The 17,702-nt window shown below is 47.6% G+C and carries 17 protein-coding genes; 15 read left to right on the top strand and 2 right to left on the bottom strand.

What is annotated here, in order from left to right:
• The first annotated feature begins 476 nt into the window (after positions 1-476).
• The 4 genes from ACNQO6_RS15825 (at position 477) to ACNQO6_RS15810 (ending at position 2,698) form a co-directional block, all read left to right on the top strand.
• Complete coding sequence (locus ACNQO6_RS15825; RefSeq protein WP_440209598.1) at positions 477-929, top strand: hypothetical protein; 453 nt, start codon at positions 477-479, stop codon at positions 927-929.
• Between the two features lie 102 nt (positions 930-1,031).
• Positions 1,032-1,697: a pseudouridine synthase gene (locus ACNQO6_RS15820; RefSeq protein ID WP_150956828.1), complete on the top strand. Its 666-nt coding sequence runs from the start codon at positions 1,032-1,034 to the stop codon at positions 1,695-1,697.
• 25 nt (positions 1,698-1,722) lie between these two features.
• Positions 1,723-2,196, top strand: coding sequence for a GNAT family N-acetyltransferase (locus ACNQO6_RS15815; protein WP_440209597.1), 474 nt, complete (start codon positions 1,723-1,725; stop codon positions 2,194-2,196).
• A 133-nt stretch (positions 2,197-2,329) separates the two neighbouring features.
• A complete protein-coding gene (locus ACNQO6_RS15810; protein WP_440209596.1) occupies positions 2,330-2,698 on the top strand; it encodes a ribonuclease E inhibitor RraB in 369 nt (122 codons plus the stop codon).
• Between the two features lie 60 nt (positions 2,699-2,758).
• Here ACNQO6_RS15810 and ACNQO6_RS15805 read toward each other — a convergent pair whose 3' ends face one another.
• On the bottom strand, positions 2,759-3,226 hold the full coding sequence (locus tag ACNQO6_RS15805; RefSeq protein ID WP_004773316.1) for an Lrp/AsnC ligand binding domain-containing protein: 468 nt from the start codon (positions 3,224-3,226) through the stop codon (positions 2,759-2,761).
• Positions 3,227-3,365: 139 nt separating this feature from the next.
• Between ACNQO6_RS15805 and ACNQO6_RS15800 the strand changes: the two genes are divergently transcribed.
• The 4 genes from ACNQO6_RS15800 to ACNQO6_RS15785 all read left to right on the top strand — a co-directional run bounded on the left by ACNQO6_RS15800 (position 3,366) and on the right by ACNQO6_RS15785 (position 7,750).
• A complete protein-coding gene (locus ACNQO6_RS15800) occupies positions 3,366-4,622 on the top strand; it encodes a D-amino acid dehydrogenase (RefSeq protein ID WP_005281316.1) in 1,257 nt (418 codons plus the stop codon).
• A 24-nt stretch (positions 4,623-4,646) separates the two neighbouring features.
• Positions 4,647-5,750 (top strand): alanine racemase, encoded by a 1,104-nt coding sequence (gene alr, locus ACNQO6_RS15795; RefSeq protein ID WP_440209595.1) that lies wholly within the window; start codon positions 4,647-4,649, stop codon positions 5,748-5,750.
• A gap of 10 nt (positions 5,751-5,760) precedes the next feature.
• On the top strand, positions 5,761-6,120 hold the full coding sequence (locus ACNQO6_RS15790; RefSeq protein WP_004773310.1) for a RidA family protein: 360 nt from the start codon (positions 5,761-5,763) through the stop codon (positions 6,118-6,120).
• Between the two features lie 193 nt (positions 6,121-6,313).
• Positions 6,314-7,750: an amino acid permease gene (locus tag ACNQO6_RS15785; RefSeq protein WP_343578430.1), complete on the top strand. Its 1,437-nt coding sequence runs from the start codon at positions 6,314-6,316 to the stop codon at positions 7,748-7,750.
• Positions 7,751-7,816: 66 nt separating this feature from the next.
• On the opposite strand, the gene ACNQO6_RS15780 is transcribed toward ACNQO6_RS15785, so the two are convergent.
• Positions 7,817-8,698, bottom strand: a complete 882-nt coding sequence (locus tag ACNQO6_RS15780; protein ID WP_440209594.1) for a LysR family transcriptional regulator — start codon at positions 8,696-8,698, stop codon at positions 7,817-7,819.
• A 165-nt stretch (positions 8,699-8,863) separates the two neighbouring features.
• Here ACNQO6_RS15780 and ACNQO6_RS15775 point away from each other — a divergent pair, with 165 nt between their 5' ends.
• The 7 genes from ACNQO6_RS15775 (at position 8,864) to ACNQO6_RS15745 (ending at position 17,462) form a co-directional block, all read left to right on the top strand.
• A complete protein-coding gene (locus ACNQO6_RS15775; RefSeq protein ID WP_440209593.1) occupies positions 8,864-10,381 on the top strand; it encodes a CoA-acylating methylmalonate-semialdehyde dehydrogenase in 1,518 nt (505 codons plus the stop codon).
• Between the two features lie 11 nt (positions 10,382-10,392).
• Positions 10,393-11,283, top strand: coding sequence for a 3-hydroxyisobutyrate dehydrogenase (mmsB, locus tag ACNQO6_RS15770; protein ID WP_440209592.1), 891 nt, complete (start codon positions 10,393-10,395; stop codon positions 11,281-11,283).
• An 81-nt stretch (positions 11,284-11,364) separates the two neighbouring features.
• The gene (locus ACNQO6_RS15765) at positions 11,365-13,014 is read left to right on the top strand and encodes an AMP-binding protein (RefSeq protein WP_440209591.1); all 1,650 of its coding nucleotides are present in this window, start codon (positions 11,365-11,367) and stop codon (positions 13,012-13,014) included.
• Between the two features lie 10 nt (positions 13,015-13,024).
• Positions 13,025-14,152 (top strand): acyl-CoA dehydrogenase family protein, encoded by a 1,128-nt coding sequence (locus ACNQO6_RS15760; RefSeq protein WP_440209590.1) that lies wholly within the window; start codon positions 13,025-13,027, stop codon positions 14,150-14,152.
• 21 nt (positions 14,153-14,173) lie between these two features.
• Positions 14,174-14,947 (top strand): enoyl-CoA hydratase, encoded by a 774-nt coding sequence (locus ACNQO6_RS15755; protein ID WP_440209589.1) that lies wholly within the window; start codon positions 14,174-14,176, stop codon positions 14,945-14,947.
• A 12-nt stretch (positions 14,948-14,959) separates the two neighbouring features.
• Positions 14,960-15,985 (top strand): enoyl-CoA hydratase/isomerase family protein, encoded by a 1,026-nt coding sequence (locus tag ACNQO6_RS15750; RefSeq protein WP_440209588.1) that lies wholly within the window; start codon positions 14,960-14,962, stop codon positions 15,983-15,985.
• A 121-nt stretch (positions 15,986-16,106) separates the two neighbouring features.
• Entirely contained in the window at positions 16,107-17,462 is a 1,356-nt protein-coding gene (locus tag ACNQO6_RS15745) for an MFS transporter (RefSeq protein WP_440209587.1), read from the top strand.
• The last annotated feature ends 240 nt before the right edge of the window (positions 17,463-17,702 follow it).

Genomic DNA, 17,702 nt, shown 5'->3' with positions numbered 1-17,702 from the left:
TATCTTTTAGTATGCAAAATTATTTCATTGAGCGTTAAAAATAGCAGTTTTTAGGAAAACAATCCCGCCGTGATCTCCCTAAACTATGTCTCAAGGGTGTGAAAGGGATCGAAAAGAGTAGCATGCACCGACGCTTACAAAGCAAGTGTGTACGTACCCAAAAGGTCTCGATTCGGCTTAGGACGCTATAGATCAAAAGTTTATAGGCAAAGGTTATGGCTTACAAAGTCATAGGTGTTGAAGTAAACAACCTCTGTTTTCCCTTGATACCCTAAAAAATTTAACCAAATAGAAAATAATAATCAGCGCTAAATAATAAAAACTGCATCAATAAAATCAAAAACGAATGTGATATCCATCCTGTAATCCTGCCATTATGAAGATAAGTCGATATTTTTATATTAAAAAACAAAATGATATAATTTTCTTTATACCTAAAAATCAAAACATGATCACAGGAACAGGTCAATACAAGAATGAATCAGTTTGAGCTTAAAATCCGCTATCCCCATCAGATCAATCCTAATGAAATCGATGCGATGGGGACATTTGACCTGGCCTCGATTTTAATTAAATTTGACGAGATGAGCTGGCGTCAGCAACTGGTTCGTCAATTACAGCTCAACGGTGCCGATACCCGTTTTATCGTGACCGATCTTGATACCGGTCAGACTATTGCCATTACGCTGGATGCCTATGCCAAATCACAACAACTGGAATTTAAACTGGACAGCGATGTTGTGGTGATTGTGCCGAAAAAAGACCTATTTGGACTGGTGACCCGTAAAAGCAAAGAGAGCATAGCCTTTAAACAGTTAAGTCTGGCGCGGGCAAAAGACTATCTGATCGCCTTTTTAAACCGGGACATTGCCTTGCTGGAACAGAAATATAAAGATAACTTAAGCAAAGGTATCAAAGTTCATTCTTAATCATTCAATGCTCTGGCTGATAACATCAGCCTGTTGCGAAACTGTTGTGCAGCACTATAATCGCTGCTGTTTTCGTCCTCGTGCCTGCCTGGCTATTTTCTCATGCCTTTAAATGACAACTTTGTATATGCTCCTCCACAACATCCCTTAGAAATCATCTATGAAGATGAGGACCTGATTGTGGTGAACAAGCCTGCGGGATTATTATCGGTGATGGGACGTTTACCCGAGCATCAGGACAGTGCCTATTTACGGGTTTTACAACAGCATCCTGCGGCCAAAGTGACGCATCGTCTGGATATGGCAACTTCGGGCTTACTTATGTTTGCCAAACATCGAGAAGCAGAAGTCGCCGTCAGTAAAATGTTTCAGGCACGAACCGTCAAGAAATACTATCAAGCACTGGTACAAGGCGAGATTCAGGCCGAGGGCAGTGTTGACGTTCCGCTGATTACCGATTGGGAAAACCGTCCACGCCAGATGGTGCATTTTGAACTCGGCAAGCAGGCCAAAACCTTATTCCAGCGTATCGATTATGATGCGGCAACCGATCAAAGCCGTGTCCGTCTGGAACCGGTAACAGGGCGTTCGCATCAATTGCGGGTGCACATGATGCACATTGGCCATCCGATCATGGGCGATAAACTGTATCATCCTGAGCCTGCCCGCTTTCATTTAACCCGTATGGCACTGCATGCCGCTTATCTGGCCTTTCAGCATCCACTCAGGCAGCATCAGGTTGAAATTCATTCTGAGGTAAACTTCTAAAAGACCATAAAAAACAGGCAAGCTGATGTATTCGATTCAACAGGTGCTTTGGCAGACCTTGCTGCCTACACAACAACGGCAACTCAAAACCTTGTTGCTGGAGGCCGATCCGGATTGGGCGGCGATAGAGGCCTATCTATTTAACTCAGATATGTTTGTGCTGCTCAATCAGCAGACACAGATCATTGCCCAGCTGTGTTTATGCAAAAACGATGCTCAGGCTGAAATTAAAAATCTGGCTGTAGATGCAGGTTATCAAGGGCAGGGTTTGGCTAAAACACTGATTCAGCATGCGATTGCGTATGCTCAACAGCTGAAGGTTCATACCTTATGGATCAAGACCGGAAATTCCAGTCTGGATCAGTTGGCGCTGTATCAAAAATGCGGTTTTAGGCTGTCACATATTGAAGCGGATGTTTTTAAAGATTATCCGGCGCCGATTTATGAAAACGGGATTCGCTGCCTCGATCAGGTGGTGCTATCGATTGTATTTGAGTGAGCGAATAGATCATTCACTGAAAGCTGTTTATTTTTTCACTACAATAATGTTATCAACACGTCTAAAAACTGAAATAAAAATCGGTTAATCTATAGCCAAATATCAAGTCCAAAACACAACAAAGGATATGCATATGACACGTGATTATGACAAATTTCCAGATAATGATAACGGCAACGTCCTGTGGCAGATGGTTGAAGATGGCAATGACCTGAATGAACCCCATGAAGTTGAATTTTCGATTGTTTTTGAGACGCAGGAACAAATTGAAAAATGTGCCTTACACCTTTTACACCAAGAGCAAAAAATCTCCCTTTATCAAGAAGAGCAACATTCAGACGGGTCGGATCTGTGGGTGCTGAATATCCATGTGAATATGATCTTGGAATATGAAGATATTGCCGATCTGGAAGAATGGATGACCAAGATTGCTCAGGAGTTCAATGGTGAATATGATGGCTGGGGCTGTATGAGCTATATTTATGACGAAGAAGATGACTAATCGGATTGCTGTCTGAATAAAAGCCCTGATCGAAGGGCTTTTATTGCGTATGCTTGGAGGCTAGACACCCATATCCAGATATAAAGATTCTTTCACTTCCTCCATCACCACATAGCTATGCGAAGAGGCCGAGGCAGGTAGCTTTTTCAGTAAATCCCCTAACAGACGACGGTAGGCACTCATTTCTTTAAGACGTGCTTTCACCAGATAATCAAACTCCCCTGAAATCAGATGGCATTCCAGAACCTCTGGAATATCCACCAGATCACGTGCGACCTGATCAAAGACATCGCCCGATTTCGCCGACAGTTTGATTTCCAGAAACACCAACAGGTTTCGGTCGACGTATTCCGGATTGAGGCGGGCGTAGTAGCCCATGATGATGCCTTCACGCTCCAGACGCTTGACCCGTTCTGAACAGGGCGTGGTCGATAAGTTGACCCGTGAAGCCAGTTCACTGATCGCAATACGTCCTTCCCGCTGCAGAATATCTAAAATCAGGCGATCAATACGGTCTAATTTACGCATCATATATTCCCTTTTATTTTAATTTTTCCGTGACGAAAACATCAAATTACCTGGATTATACCCATAAAATCAGTGAAAAAAACTATTGATCCAAAAATATACTAGTTAAATAAACTAGTGTGTGCGTGAGGGAACGACGATGCGCGTAATCGTTTTAGGAAGTGGCGTCATTGGTGTGGCAAGTGCCTATTATCTTGCACAACAAGGTGCGCAAGTGACGGTACTTGACCGTCAATCAGGACCTGCAAAAGAAACCAGCTTTGGTAACGCAGGCCAAATCTCCCCAGGATATTCAACGCCGTGGGCAGCCCCTGGCATTCCGTTTAAAGCGGTCAAGTGGATGTTCCAGCATCACGCGCCCTTAGCCATTAATATTGATGGCAGCATGTGGCAGTTGCAGTGGATGGCACAGATGCTGAAAAACTGTAATCCACAAAGCTATGCAGTCAATAAAGAGCGCATGATGCGTGTTGCAGAATATAGCCGTGACTGCTTACGTGACTTAAGAGCGCAAACGGGCATCAACTACGAAAACCGCGCCAAAGGCACCTTGCAGGTGTTCCGTAGCGAAGCGCAGCTTGAAGCGGTACAACGTGATATTGAAGTGCTGAAAGAATGTGGCGTTGATTTTGATTTACTCAATGCCCAGGAACTGGCGAGTGTTGAACCTGCTTTAGCGCATACCGATAAACTGGTCGGTGGTCTGCATTTACCGAATGATGAAACCGGCGATTGTTATCTGTTTACCAATGCCTTGGCGAAACTGGCGCAAGACTTGGGCGTAGAGTTCAAGTTTGATCAAAATGTCGAAAACCTGATTGTTGAAGGCGACCAGATCAAAGGTGTTGTAGTCAATGGCGAAGTCCTGACTGCGGATCGCTATGTTCTGGCCTTTGGTAGTTATTCACGTGATTTCCTTAAACCGCTTGAGCTGAATTTGCCTGTATATCCGGTTAAGGGCTATTCACTGACCATTCCAATTGTGGAACCAAAATTTGCACCACAATCAACGGTACTGGATGAAACCTACAAGGTTGCCCTGACCCGTTTTGACCAGCGTATCCGTGTTGGTGGTATGGCAGAACTGAGTGGTTTTAATCTGGGTCTGAAACAAGACCGTCGTGCCACGCTGGAAATGGTGACGCAAGACCTGTTCCCGGGCGGTGACTTATCTCAGGCCTCATTCTGGACAGGCTTACGTCCGATGACACCAGACAGTACCCCGATTATTGGGGCTACAAAATATAAAAATCTGTTCCTGAATACCGGTCATGGAACGCTTGGTTGGACCATGGCGTGCGGTTCTGGCAAGTTGATCAGTGATCTGGTCATGAACCATCGTCCAGAGATCAGTACGGACGGTTTATCCATTCAGCGTTATTCACACGCTGCATAACCACGCTTTACAAGGAAGTTTAGTATGCCTCGCCCGATTACTGCGGTGATTCATGCCCAGGCCTTACGCCAGAATCTGGCGGTGGTCAGGCAGTCGGTTCCTAACAGCAAAGTCTTTGCCGTGGTCAAAGCCAATGCGTATGGGCATGGGATTGAACGGGTCTATGATGCGTTTAAAAGTGCCGATGGTTTTGCCTTACTTGATCTCGAGGAGGCAAAACGTCTGCGTGCTTTAGGCTGGACCGGCCCGATTTTATTGCTGGAAGGAATTTTCTCTCCGCAAGACCTGTTTGATTGTGCGCAGTATCAATTAAGTTTTACCGTGCATAGTGAGCAGCAGCTGGCCTGGTTGCAGCAACATCCGTATCCTGCCCAGTTTGATATTTTCCTGAAAATGAACAGTGGTATGAACCGTTTAGGTTTCAAGCCACTGCAATATCGTGAGATCTGGCAGCAATTGTCCTCGTCTGCGAAAGTGAGTTCAGTGACCCATATGATGCATTTTTCCGATGCCGATGGTGATCGTTTCGGTCAGAAAGGCATTGACTATCAGCTCAGCGAGTTTGAAGCCACGATTCAGGATTTACCAGGCCAAAGATCGGTCAGTAACAGTGCTGCAATCTTAAGATATCAAACGCAATTGCAATCGGATTACGTGCGTGGCGGTATTATGCTGTACGGCAGTTCTCCTGATTATCCCAAACATAGCATTCAGGACTGGGGCCTTGCGCCAACCATGAGCTTGCGCAGCGAAATCATTGCCGTGCAACAGCTCAATGCCAATGAAAGTGTCGGTTACGGCTCCAGCTATGTGGCCGAACAGCCAATCCGGATCGGTATTGTGGCGTGTGGTTATGCCGATGGTTACCAACGCATTTCAGCGACAGGTACGCCGGTACTGGTCAACGGAATCCGAACCCGAACCATTGGTCGTGTCAGCATGGATATGCTGGCGGTGGACCTGACCCCGATCCATGATGCACAGGTGGGCAGTGAAGTGGTGCTATGGGGCCAATCCAGCACAGGAACAATTTTACCGATTGACGATGTCGCTGCGACCTCAGGCACCATTGGTTATGAACTGATGTGCGGTGTGACGGCACGTGTCAATTTTATCTATCAGGAATAAGGAAATAAGCATGTCAAATTCAGATATTCAAAAGATCAACACCAACGAAGTCATGAGTGCGGTAACGGTATTCAATAAAGTGGTGTATTTGTCCGGTCAGGTACCTAAAAATGCCGATCTGGATATTGAAGGTCAAACCCGTGAAGTGCTTGCCACCATCGAACAGTTACTGGCTTCAGCAGGAACCGATAAATCACGCTTACTCTCTGCGCAACTGTTTTTAAAGGATCTTTCAGATTTCCCTGTGGTGAATACTATCTGGATTGACTGGTTAAAAGGTCATGTTGCGCCTTCACGTGCCACCATTCAGGCAGATCTGGTCAATCCAAAGTGGTTGATCGAAATTGCGGTTGTTGCAGCACAAAAATAAAGCGATCCGCTTTATTTTTGCTTAAAAAATATAAAAAAAGAAGAAAAGTAACGTATTTGCAGTAGATAAAACGTAGTGAGATACGTATTTTCTTGCAATTAAAAATGAGTCAGCCCGCAGGAATGGACGGCTAGCAATAGCACAACAATAACAGGCTGGCTCATGAGGGAAACGTAAAAAGGAACTTTTGGTTATGACGGTTACACATCAACAGTCAGAAGGCGAACAGTCGCCCCATGACTTGCAGCGCAAACTCTCCAATCGCCATTTGCAACTGATTGCAATTGGCGGTGCCATCGGTACGGGCCTGTTCATGGGCTCAGGAAAAACCATTTCACTGGCAGGCCCATCGATTCTGTTTATTTACATGATTATCGGCGGGATGTTCTTCTTTTTGATGCGAGCACTCGGTGAGTTGTTGCTGGCAAATTTACACTATAAATCTTTTGTCGACATGGCCCATGACCTGATTGGCCCATGGGCTGGCTACTATATGGGCTGGACTTATTGGCTGGGCTGGGTACTGGTCGGGATCGCCGATCTGGCCGCCGTGATCAATTATCTTAGCTTCTGGCTGCCCGAAGGGACCATGTTTACCCCGATCGGGCAGGCTGCAATCAGTGCCGGTTGTGTTCTGTTTGTGTTGTTCCTGAATCTGCTGACGGTGCGTCTCTTTGGCGAAATTGAATTCTGGTTTGCCCTGATCAAGATTCTGGCCATTGTCGGGCTGATTGGTGTCGGCGGCTATATGATCTTTAGCCATTTCCATGCTCCACATGGTGCGGTTGCGTCGCTCAGTAATGTCTGGTCACATGGCGGGATGTTCCCTAAAGGACTGGATGGTTTTCTGGCAGGTTTCCAGATCGCAGTCTTTGCCTTTGTCGGGGTGGAACTGATTGGGACCACAGCGGCGGAAACCAAAGATCCGCATAAGAACCTGCCAAAAGCGATTAATGCCATTCCAATCCGGATTATCCTGTTCTATGTACTGGCTTTACTGGTGGTGATGTCGGTCACGCCATGGAACATTATCCGTGCGGACAAGAGTCCGTTTGTGGAACTGTTCCTGAATGCCGGGATTGTCACCTCAGCCATTATCATGAATCTGGTGGTCCTGTCTTCGGTGATGTCATCGATGAACAGTGGCGTATTCTCGACCAGCCGTATGCTATTTGGCCTGTCTAAAGATGGTCAGGCACCGAATGCATTTGGTCGTTTATCCAAAAGCGCCGTACCTGCTAACGGTCTGATCTTTTCCTGTGTGTTCATCATGGGTGGAGCCGTGCTGCAGTACTTTGTACCGAATACCATTGAAGCCTTTACCTTGGCCAGTTCACTGTGTGTGATTCTGTTCATCAGTGTCTGGAGCCTGATTATGGTGTGCTATATCCGCTACCGTAAGTTACGTCCGGAACTGCATGCGCAGTCGACCTTCAAGATGCCGGGTGGTGTCTTCATGTCTTATGTGGTGATTGCCTTCTTGCTATTTGCACTGGTGATTCTGGCGTTGGAACCGGATACCTTAAAAGCACTGTATGTCAGTCCGTTATGGGTGATTCTGCTCGCGGTAACCTATCAGCTGTTGTATAAGCCAAGAATGAAAAAACTCGGTCGTGAAGTGATGCAATAAATCCTGCCGAGTGGATGAAAGCCGATCTATAGCGATCGGCTTTTTTTATGCTCTGGTTGAATCGTGCTAGTCCACCAGTAGCTGTTGGTATTGATCTGCCTGCTGTCGTAAATAATCCCAGACCAGTTTGATGCGCGGATCATGCTGTAGATCGACAAAGGTCAGCATCCAGAAGGTATGGGTAAAGCGCACCTGTTGTTGTAATACCGCTTCAAGCTCAGGTTTATCGTCGGCCAGGAACTTGGGCAAAATGGCCAGTCCTGCGCCTGCACTGACTGCAATCTGTTGCGCCAGAATACTGCTGCTCCGGAAGTTGGCAGTTAGCTTCAAAGGTAAACGTTCCAGACAATACAGCTCCGGGCTATACACCAGATCATCAATATAATTGACGAAACGATGCTGGGTTAAATCATCCAGACCCCGAATCGGCGGGTTTTGTGCCAGATAGCGCTGGCTGCCATAAATTTTTAAACAATAATCGGAGAGTCGGGTAATGATATAAGGCCCCGAGGTTGGACGCTCAATCGACACCACAATATCTGCTTCGCGATGGGACAGCTTGATCATTTTCGGTACCGGAATCAGGTCGATGGTGAGCAAGGGGTACTGGATCGAAAACTCTGCCAGCAAGCGGGCTAAGAACGCCGTACCAAAGCCTTCAGGTGTGCCAATTCGCACACGTCCTTGCAAAGGCTGGTCGGGCTTTTCAATTTGCAGAAAGGCCTGTTCCATTTGTTCGACCCGTGGGACCAGCGCCATTCCTTCCAGCGTCAGCTCATAACCTGTGGCTTCACGCTTAAACAGGGTCGTGCCTAAGGTCTGCTCCAAGGCCTGAATCCGTCTGGCGACGGTACTATGTTCGACGCCTATCACGCGTGCTGCATTGGTCAAGGTCTTGGTTCTTGCCAAAACTAGAAAAAATTGTAGATGATCCCAATCCACTTTCATTGTTATTGTATTCCCTGTGCATATTTGCACAATAATCGTGCATGAATTTGCATTGGTGGTCAAAGCTTTCTTTGTTAGTCTCAGATAAAAGCCCAATCAGGAAAGTACCACCCAAGTGTATTTCCGATGATTTAACACAATAAAAATACGACCTATGGAGAGGTTATGAATACAATCCAGAACATCCAGTTGGACACCGCCAAATTACTCATTAACGGCAATTTTATCGAGTCTGAAACCCAGCAATGGCAAGATATTGTCAACCCTGCGACGCAGCAAGTGATTGGTCGTGTACCCTTTGCAACGGCTCAGGAAGTTGATGCTGCGATTCAGGCTGCACAAGACGCTTTTGCGTCATGGCGTCAAACCCCGATTCAGGCGCGTATGCGTATCATGCTGAAACTGCAAGAACTGATTCGTGCCAACATGAAAGAAATTGCACAGGTACTGACTGCCGAACAAGGTAAAACGCTGGCGGATGCGGAAGGTGACATCCAGCGTGGTTTGGAGGTGGTTGAGCATGCTTGCTCAGTCGGTACCTTACAAATGGGTGAATACGTTGAAGGTGTGGCGCGTGGTGTCGATACCTATACCTTGCAGCAACCATTGGGTGTGTGCGCGGGCATTACCCCATTTAATTTCCCTGCCATGATTCCGTTGTGGATGTTCCCGATGGCGATCGTCTGTGGCAATACCTTTGTTTTAAAACCATCCGAACAGGATCCATTGTCGACCATGATGTTGGTAGAACTGGCGATTCAGGCAGGCATTCCAGCGGGTGTACTCAACGTCGTGCATGGCGGTAAAGAAGTGGTGGATCGCCTATGTACCCATCCTGATATTAAAGCGATTTCATTTGTCGGTTCGACTGCGGTCGGTACGCATGTCTATAACCTTGCAGGACAACATGGCAAACGTGTGCAGTCGATGATGGGCGCCAAAAACCATGTCGCCGTAATGCCTGATGCCAATAAGGAACAAACCCTGAATGCTTTGGTGGGTGCCGCTTTTGGTGCAGCAGGACAACGTTGTATGGCATTGTCAGTGGCGGTGATGGTCGGTGACAGCAAGCACTGGATTCCAGAACTGGTTGAAAAAGCCAAGACTTTAAAAGTGAATGCAGGGCATGAGCCGAATACCGATATTGGCCCGGTCATTTCAAAACGTGCCAAAGCCCGTGTACTGGACTTGATCAATAGCGGAGTCGAGCAAGGCGCAGAACTGCTGCTTGATGGTCGTGAGGTTCAGGTGCAAGGTTATGAAGCAGGTAACTTTGTCGGGGCGACAATTTTTAGTGGCGTGAATACCGACATGCGCATTTATAAAGAGGAAATCTTTGGCCCTGTACTGTCGATTATCTGTGTCGATACGCTTGAACAAGCGATTGCGCTGATCAATGCCAACCCATTTGGTAATGGCGTAGGTTTATTCACGCAAAGTGGTGCGATTGCACGGACTTTCCAGAACCTGATTGATATCGGTCAGGTGGGAATCAACATTCCGATCCCAGTGCCTGTACCGTTCTTTAGTTTCACCGGTTCCCGTGGTTCAAAGCTCGGTGATTTGGGACCTTATGGCAAACAGGCAGTGCAGTTCTATACCCAGACCAAAACCATTACCAGTCGCTGGTTTGAAGACAGCCACGAAGTTGGCGCTGTTAATACCACCATCAGTTTACGTTAAGGGGATCACGGATGAATATCGCCTTTATCGGTCTAGGTAATATGGGTGGCAGAATGGCCCACAACCTGCTCAAAGCCGGACTCACCGTCTATGGTTATGATCTCAGCGACGTAGCCATTCAGCACTTTGCTGAGGCAGGTGGTGTGGTTTGCGACAGTCCGCAGGCAGCGGCGAAACAAGCCGATGTCGTGATAAGCATGTTACCTGCAGCAAAGCATGTTAAAGACGTTTACTTAGGTGACAATGGGGTTCTGGAAGTGCTAAAAGCAGGTAGCTTATGCATTGACAGCAGTACCATTGACCCGCAAACCATCAAAGACATTGCCGCCATTGCCCAAAGTAAAAATATTCATATTTGCGATGCGCCAGTTTCCGGCGGCACCATTGGCGCACAAGCGGGTACGCTAACCTTTATGGTCGGTGCCAATGATCAGACCTTTGATGAAGTGAAACCGGTACTCGGTCACATGGGCAAAAACGTGGTGCATTGTGGCGATGTCGGCGCAGGGCAGATTGCCAAAATCTGTAATAACCTGATTCTCGGGATTTCCATGGCGGCGGTGGCAGAAGGCATGGCACTCGGTGCCAAACTCGGTATTGATCCACAAGCCTTGGCAGGCGTGATCAACACCTCAAGCGGTCGTTGCTGGAGCTCGGAAGTCTGTAACCCGTGGCCACATATCAGTGAAAATGCCCCTGCTTCACGGGGCTATCAGGATGGTTTTGCCACCCAGTTAATGCTGAAAGATCTGGGTTTGGCAGTGGAGGCAGCCGGGCAGGTGAAGCAACCTGTGGTATTAGGTGGAATGGTGCAGCAGCTGTATCAGCAAATGTGCATGCGTGGTCATGCACACCTTGATTTTTCCAGCATTATCCAGCAATACCTGCCGCCCGAGGCATAAAAACGAAAGCCAAAGGATGGCTTTTATCAAAAAATCAAACCCTGTCATGAATAACAATCAAACCAGACTGAGGGAATATCGATGTTGAATTATAAAGAGATGGTACAGGCTTTTGATCTGGAAAGCACCGCAAAACAGATGTTATCGGGTTCAATGCAGGCACTGAATGCCTGTTATGAATGTTGTGACCGACATGCGCAAGGCGACAAAATCGCGTTGTACTGGCAAGGTAAAGACGGTCGTAAGCAACAATATACTTTTCGTCAATTGCAACAATGGTCGAGTCAATTTGCCAATTTTTTAAAGTCGCAGGGGGTGCAGGCGGGTGACCGTATTTCAGGTCTATTGCCGAGAACGCCTGAACTGTTGGTGACGATTTTAGCGGCTTGGCGTATTGGCGCTGTCTATCAGCCTTTGTTTACGGCTTTTGGCCCAAAGGCAATCGAGCATCGTCTGCAACTGGCACAAAGCAAGCTGGTGGTGACCGATGTGACCAACCGCAGCAAACTGGATGAGATTGCAGATTGTCCCGCAATTGTCACCGTTGCTGATCCACAAGGTGCGCCGCTGAAGTCAGGTGACTTTAACTTTTGGGATGAAGTCAAACAGCAGCCTGATCAATGTGAACTGGTGATGCGAAGCATTCAGGATCCTTTTTTGCTGATGTTTACCTCGGGTACCACAGGGCCTGCCAAACCATTGGAGGTACCGCTAAAAGCCTTGCTGGCGTTTGGTCGCTATATGCAAGATGCCATTGGTCTGAGAGAACAAGATTCCTTCTGGAATATTGCCGATCCAGGCTGGGCTTATGGTTTGTACTATGCTATTACCGGGCCACTGTTCTTGGGGCATGCCACCTTGTTCTATGAAGGCGGTTTTAGTACCGATAGCCTGTGCCAAATTGTGAAAGATTATAAAATTAACAACTTGGCGGGTGCACCCACAGCGTACCGTATGATGATGGCGGCTGATCCTGCCCAGATGGCACCGTTAAAAGGCCAGTTCCGTGTGGTCAGCAGTGCAGGGGAACCATTGAATCCTGAAGTGATTCGTTGGTTTAAGCAGGTGCTGGACGCCCCGATTTATGACCATTATGGCCAGACCGAAGTCGGCATGGTGGTGTGTAATCATCATGGTTTAAGTCATAGCATTCGTGCAGGTTCAGCCGGTTTTGCCAGCGCAGGTTATCGCGTTGCCGTGGTCAATGAACAGGGCGAGGAACTGCCCGCAGATACGCCGGGAATTCTGGCCGTGGATATCAGTCAGTCGCCGATGATGTGGTTTGGCGGCTATAAGGAAAGTCGTAAATCGCCGTTTGTCGGGCACTACTATCTCACAGGTGATACCGCCGAGTTACATGCCGATGGCAGCATGAGCTTTGTCGGGCGTAGTGATGACGTGATCACGACCTCGGGCTACCGGATCGGGCCGTTTGATGTGGAAAGTGCCTTGCTGGAGCATGATGCGGTGGTTGAAGCAGCAGTCATCGGCGTGCCCGATCCGGACCGTACCGAGGTGGTGAAAGCTTTCGTGATTCTGGCGGCGGGGATACAACCTCTGGAGCAATTGGCGGAAGAGTTGAGCCAGTTTGTGAAAAAACGCTTATCAGCACATGCCTATCCACGACTGGTCGAGTTCGTGACTGAACTGCCGAAAACACCAAGTGGCAAGATTCAGCGCTTTTTATTACGTAATCAGGAAATTGCCAAACAGCAAGCAAAGGCAGGGTAAGGAACACAAGATGCAATTGACCGAAGAACAAGTCTTAATTCGTGATATGGCGAAAAGTTTCGCCCAAGAACAGATTAAACCGAATGCCAGTGATTGGGATCGACATGGTATCTTTCCCAAAGATGCCCTTGCACAAATGGGGCAGCTCGGTTTTATGGGCATGCTGATTCCTGAGCAATGGGGCGGTTCTGACACAGGTAATCTGGCCTATGTGTTGGCACTTGAAGAAGTCGCTGCGGCAGATGGTGCGACCTCAACCATTATGAGTGTACATAACTCGGTGGGCTGTGTGCCGATTTTAAAATTTGGTAGCGATGAACAGAAAGAACGCTTTTTAAAACCCTTGGCACAAGGTGAAATGATCGGTGCTTTTGCCCTGACTGAACCGCATACAGGTTCAGATGCGGCAGCCATTAAGACCCGTGCAGTAAAAGATGGCGATGACTACATTCTGAATGGTGCCAAACAATTTATTACCTCGGGTGATAATGCAGGCGTGATTATCGTGTTTGCCGTGACTGATCCAAGTGCGGGTAAAAAGGGCATTAGCGCTTTTCTCGTGCCACGCGAGACAGCGGGTTATGAAGTGATTCGGGTGGAAGAAAAACTTGGCTTACATGCTTCGGATACCTGCCAGATTGCCCTGACAGATGTGCGTATTCATAAAAGTCTGATGCTCGGTAAAGAAGGTGAAGGTTTAAAAATCGCGCTTGCCAATCTGGAAGGGGGGCGTATTGGCATTGCCGCACAGGCAGTCGGTCTGGCACGGGCGGCGCTGGAAGAAGCCACCCGCTATGCCAAAGAACGGCTGACCTTTGGTAAACCAATTTTTGAGCATCAGGCACTGGCATTCCGTCTTGCCAGTATGGCGACCGAGATTGAAGCTGCCCGACAACTGGTGCATTACGCTGCAAGGCTCAAAGAAGCAGGGCAACCCTGTCTCAATGAAGCCTCAATGGCCAAGCTATTTGCCTCAGAAATGACAGAGCGCGTCTGTTCAAATGCATTACAGGTATTTGGTGGCTATGGCTATCTGAAAGACTTCCCGATTGAACGGATCTACCGTGATGCACGTATTTGTCAGATTTATGAAGGCACCAGCGATATCCAGCGTTTAGTGATCGCACGTAGTCTATAAAAGCAAAGCAAGGAATGAAGCATGCAGTGGAACAGTATTTTATTAGAAAAGCGTCATGGGGTTGGGCTGATTACCCTGAACCGTCCGCAAGCCTTGAATGCGCTGAATAGTGAATTGATTAGTGAAATCAATCAGGCGTTGGATGCGTTAGAGAAAGATCGTGAGATTGGCTGCATGGTATTGGCAGGCTCGGAAAAGGCGTTTGCCGCAGGTGCCGATATTAAGGAAATGGCTGATCTGGCATTTCCAGATATCTACTTCGACGACTTTTTCCATCTGGCAGACCGTATCGCACAACGCCGTAAACCGCTCATTGCAGCGGTGAGTGGCTATGCTCTGGGTGGTGGTTGTGAACTGGCACTGATGTGTGACTTTATCTATTGTGCCGACAATGCCAAGTTTGGTTTACCCGAAGTGACTTTAGGTGTCATACCGGGCATTGGCGGTACACAGCGTTTAACCCACGCGATTGGGAAAGCCAAAGCCATGGAAATGTGCTTTACCGCACGGCAAATGGGGGCGGTCGAGGCAGAGCAAAGTGGTTTGGTGGCACGCGTGTTTGGCAAAGAACAATTACTTGAACACACCTTGCAAGCCGCAGAAAAAATTGCAGCACGCTCTTTAACCGCCAACATGATGCTAAAAGAAACCATCAATCGTGCCTTCGAGGTCAATCTCACCGAAGGTTTGCGTTTTGAACGTCGTATGTTCCATTCCATTTTTGCAACTTCGGATCAAAAAGAGGGGATGCAGGCCTTTGTGGAAAAACGGCAGGCAAACTTTAAAAATCAATAAGGGATCAAGAAAATGAATACAGAAAATCACTTAATGATTGAGCAACAAGGCAGCTTAGGCGTCATCAGTTTGGATCGGGTCAAGCATTTAAATGCCTTGTCACTGGAGATGATTGAGGGCATCTGCACACAACTGCAACTGTGGCGCAGTGATGCTGACATTCAGGCGGTTTTGTTCAAATCGAATAGTCCCAAAGCCTTTTGTGCGGGTGGCGATATCCGTTATCTGTATGACAGCTATAAGAATGAAACGGCTGATTATAAAGGCTATTTCAGCGCCGAATATAAAATGCTGAATCTGCTACGCGAATACCCAAAGCCCGTGATTGTCATCCTCGATGGCTATGTGCTGGGTGGCGGTTTTGGCTTGGCGCAAGCGTGTCATATTGTGGTGAGTAGTGAAAAGTCCAGATTCGCCATGCCTGAAACCGCGATTGGCTTTTTCCCTGATGTGGGTGCAACCCATTTCCTGTCTCGGCTGGATGATATCGGCGTGTATATGGCGATCACAGGAGAGCAGATCAGCAGCAGCGATGCGCTCTATCTTGATCTGATCGATTACCATGTGCCGAGTGAGCAATTGTCTGCCTTACAGGCGGCGTTGATTGCAGCACCGAACCTGAGCAAGGCCAATATTGAACAGATCATTGCCCGCTTTATTACCCGTCCTGCTGAAAGTGAACTCCAGCAATTGGTCGAGCCGATCCGTAAACATTTCGGTTTTCAGCATCTGGATGAGATCGAGCATAGCCTTGCACATGAACAGGAGGAAAAGTTCAAAACTTGGGCCAGCAAGCTGCTGGATATTTTGCAGCAACGTTCCTTTATCGCCAAACAAACCAGCCTGAAATTACAGTATCTGGGGCGTGGACTGTCTTTACAGCAGTGTATGCAACTGGAACGGGATTTACAGGATATCTGGTTTGAACATGGTGATTTTATTGAAGGTGTGCGCGCCTTAATTGTCGATAAAGACAAACAGCCCAAATGGCAACAGCGTAATCCAGAGCTGGAACAAATACTGGAAAAACTAAGCTAAATTCGCGCTTTATCATCTCTACACATCGCAAGGAGTCTCGACCCTCTGAACATGCTGGTGATCAGGATTGAACATCAGCACAAAAATATAAAACAAGAATATCCAAGCAAGGAAAATGACGATGCAAACAATACATGGAAACGGTTCATCTCCTAACAAGTCATCTCATCGACTGGCAGGTATCTCCAGTATGGTGGGGACCACCATTGAGTGGTATGACTTTTTTATCTACGGCGCAGCAGCCGCCTTAATTTTCAATAAATTATTTTTCCCCAATCTTGACCCGTTGACGGGTGTACTCGCTGCCTTTGCCACTTACGCGGTAGGCTTTATCGGACGGCCACTCGGTGGCTTGGTGTTTGGCCATTTTGGTGACAAGATTGGCCGTAAATCGATGCTGTTGCTGACCCTGATGCTGATGGGAATCCCCACCGTGCTGATCGGTCTGTTACCGACCTATGAATCAATTGGTTACTGGGCTGCCATTGGCTTGGTGATCTTGCGCTTTATCCAAGGGTTGGCGATGGGTGGTGAGTGGGGCGGTGCCGTGCTCATGGCCGTTGAACATGCACCAGAGGGTAAAAAAGGCTTCTGGGGCAGTCTTCCTCAGGCTAGCACGGGCGGCGGGCTGATGCTGGCTTCGATTGCCTTGGGGCTGGTGTCTTTATTACCTGAACAGGCCCTGTTTAGCTGGGGCTGGCGGATTCCCTTCCTGGCGAGCATTATTTTACTGGCAGTCGGTTGGTACATTCGGGTAAAAGTGCCGGAGTCGCCAGACTTTGAAAAAGTCAAACAACAGGCTGAAGAAGTTAAAGTGCCGGCCTTACAGGTATTCAAGCAGCATCCCAAGCAATTGATCAGCATTATTGTGGCACGTGCGGCGGAGAATGCATGGTTTTATATTGCCTCTACCTTTACTTTGGCCTACACCACCACACAACTGGGCATTGCCAGACAGGAAATTCTATTTGCTACCATTTGCGGTGCCGCCGTGATTATGGTGATGACGCCGTTATGTGGACATCTGTCCGATAAGGTTGGACAGCGTAATATGTTCATGTTCGGTCTCTGTGTGCTGGCACTGTATTGTTATCCTTTCTTCAGTATGCTCAATACCAAAGATCCTGTGCTGGTCTGGACGGCGATTGTGTTGGCAATCGGTGTGGTCTTTCCGCTCATGTACGCACCGCAGGCACAACTGTTTGCACGGCAGTTTCCCGCAGAGATCCGTTATAGCGGTATCTCGATTTCGGTTCAGTTGGCAGGTGTCGTCGGTGGTGGTCTTGCACCGCTGATTGCGACGAAGCTACTCAGTGTTGGTGGCGGCAATCCTTATCTCATCATGTTGTATATTGCTTCGATGGCAGTTGTTGCCATTATTGCCACTTCATTTATGCCACGAGATCACCGTCAGCAGGCGTTGGCAACCGAGAACAACAAGCAAGGCGTCAAACTGCAAGCCAAGATGACAGAATAGCGGTTTATTCAAAAATGAAAGGAAAAAGGTGTTTCTCGGTGCTGAGGGGCACCTTTTTATTTTTTAAGAATTTTTATGCAAGGTGGGAAAATCTAATATTAGCGCTTAATTATTTTTGATGTTCCACGTGGAGCATAATCCTTAGACAAAGAAAAAAGCCCTCATCTTTCGATAAGGGCCTTTTAAATTTGGAGCGGGAAACGAGACTCGAACTCGCGACCCCAACCTTGGCAAGGTTAT

Source organism: Acinetobacter calcoaceticus (genome assembly GCF_051947995.1).
Lineage (GTDB): Bacteria > Pseudomonadota > Gammaproteobacteria > Pseudomonadales > Moraxellaceae > Acinetobacter.
This window is presented reverse-complemented; position numbering and strand designations above follow the sequence as displayed.

Excerpts from the sequence above, each read along its gene's own strand:
- ACNQO6_RS15825 (WP_440209598.1), top strand. The coding sequence starts at position 477 with ATGAATCAGTTTGAGCTTAAAATCCGCTATCCCCATCAGATCAATCCT.
- ACNQO6_RS15820 (WP_150956828.1), top strand. The coding sequence starts at position 1,032 with ATGCCTTTAAATGACAACTTTGTATATGCTCCTCCACAACATCCCTTA.
- ACNQO6_RS15815 (WP_440209597.1), top strand. The coding sequence starts at position 1,723 with ATGTATTCGATTCAACAGGTGCTTTGGCAGACCTTGCTGCCTACACAA.
- ACNQO6_RS15810 (WP_440209596.1), top strand. The coding sequence starts at position 2,330 with ATGACACGTGATTATGACAAATTTCCAGATAATGATAACGGCAACGTC.
- ACNQO6_RS15805 (WP_004773316.1), bottom strand. The coding sequence starts at position 3,226 with ATGCGTAAATTAGACCGTATTGATCGCCTGATTTTAGATATTCTGCAG.
- ACNQO6_RS15800 (WP_005281316.1), top strand. The coding sequence starts at position 3,366 with ATGCGCGTAATCGTTTTAGGAAGTGGCGTCATTGGTGTGGCAAGTGCC.
- alr (WP_440209595.1), top strand. The coding sequence starts at position 4,647 with ATGCCTCGCCCGATTACTGCGGTGATTCATGCCCAGGCCTTACGCCAG.
- ACNQO6_RS15790 (WP_004773310.1), top strand. The coding sequence starts at position 5,761 with ATGTCAAATTCAGATATTCAAAAGATCAACACCAACGAAGTCATGAGT.
- ACNQO6_RS15785 (WP_343578430.1), top strand. The coding sequence starts at position 6,314 with ATGACGGTTACACATCAACAGTCAGAAGGCGAACAGTCGCCCCATGAC.
- ACNQO6_RS15780 (WP_440209594.1), bottom strand. The coding sequence starts at position 8,698 with ATGAAAGTGGATTGGGATCATCTACAATTTTTTCTAGTTTTGGCAAGA.
- ACNQO6_RS15775 (WP_440209593.1), top strand. The coding sequence starts at position 8,864 with ATGAATACAATCCAGAACATCCAGTTGGACACCGCCAAATTACTCATT.
- mmsB (WP_440209592.1), top strand. The coding sequence starts at position 10,393 with ATGAATATCGCCTTTATCGGTCTAGGTAATATGGGTGGCAGAATGGCC.
- ACNQO6_RS15765 (WP_440209591.1), top strand. The coding sequence starts at position 11,365 with ATGTTGAATTATAAAGAGATGGTACAGGCTTTTGATCTGGAAAGCACC.
- ACNQO6_RS15760 (WP_440209590.1), top strand. The coding sequence starts at position 13,025 with ATGCAATTGACCGAAGAACAAGTCTTAATTCGTGATATGGCGAAAAGT.
- ACNQO6_RS15755 (WP_440209589.1), top strand. The coding sequence starts at position 14,174 with ATGCAGTGGAACAGTATTTTATTAGAAAAGCGTCATGGGGTTGGGCTG.
- ACNQO6_RS15750 (WP_440209588.1), top strand. The coding sequence starts at position 14,960 with ATGAATACAGAAAATCACTTAATGATTGAGCAACAAGGCAGCTTAGGC.
- ACNQO6_RS15745 (WP_440209587.1), top strand. The coding sequence starts at position 16,107 with ATGCAAACAATACATGGAAACGGTTCATCTCCTAACAAGTCATCTCAT.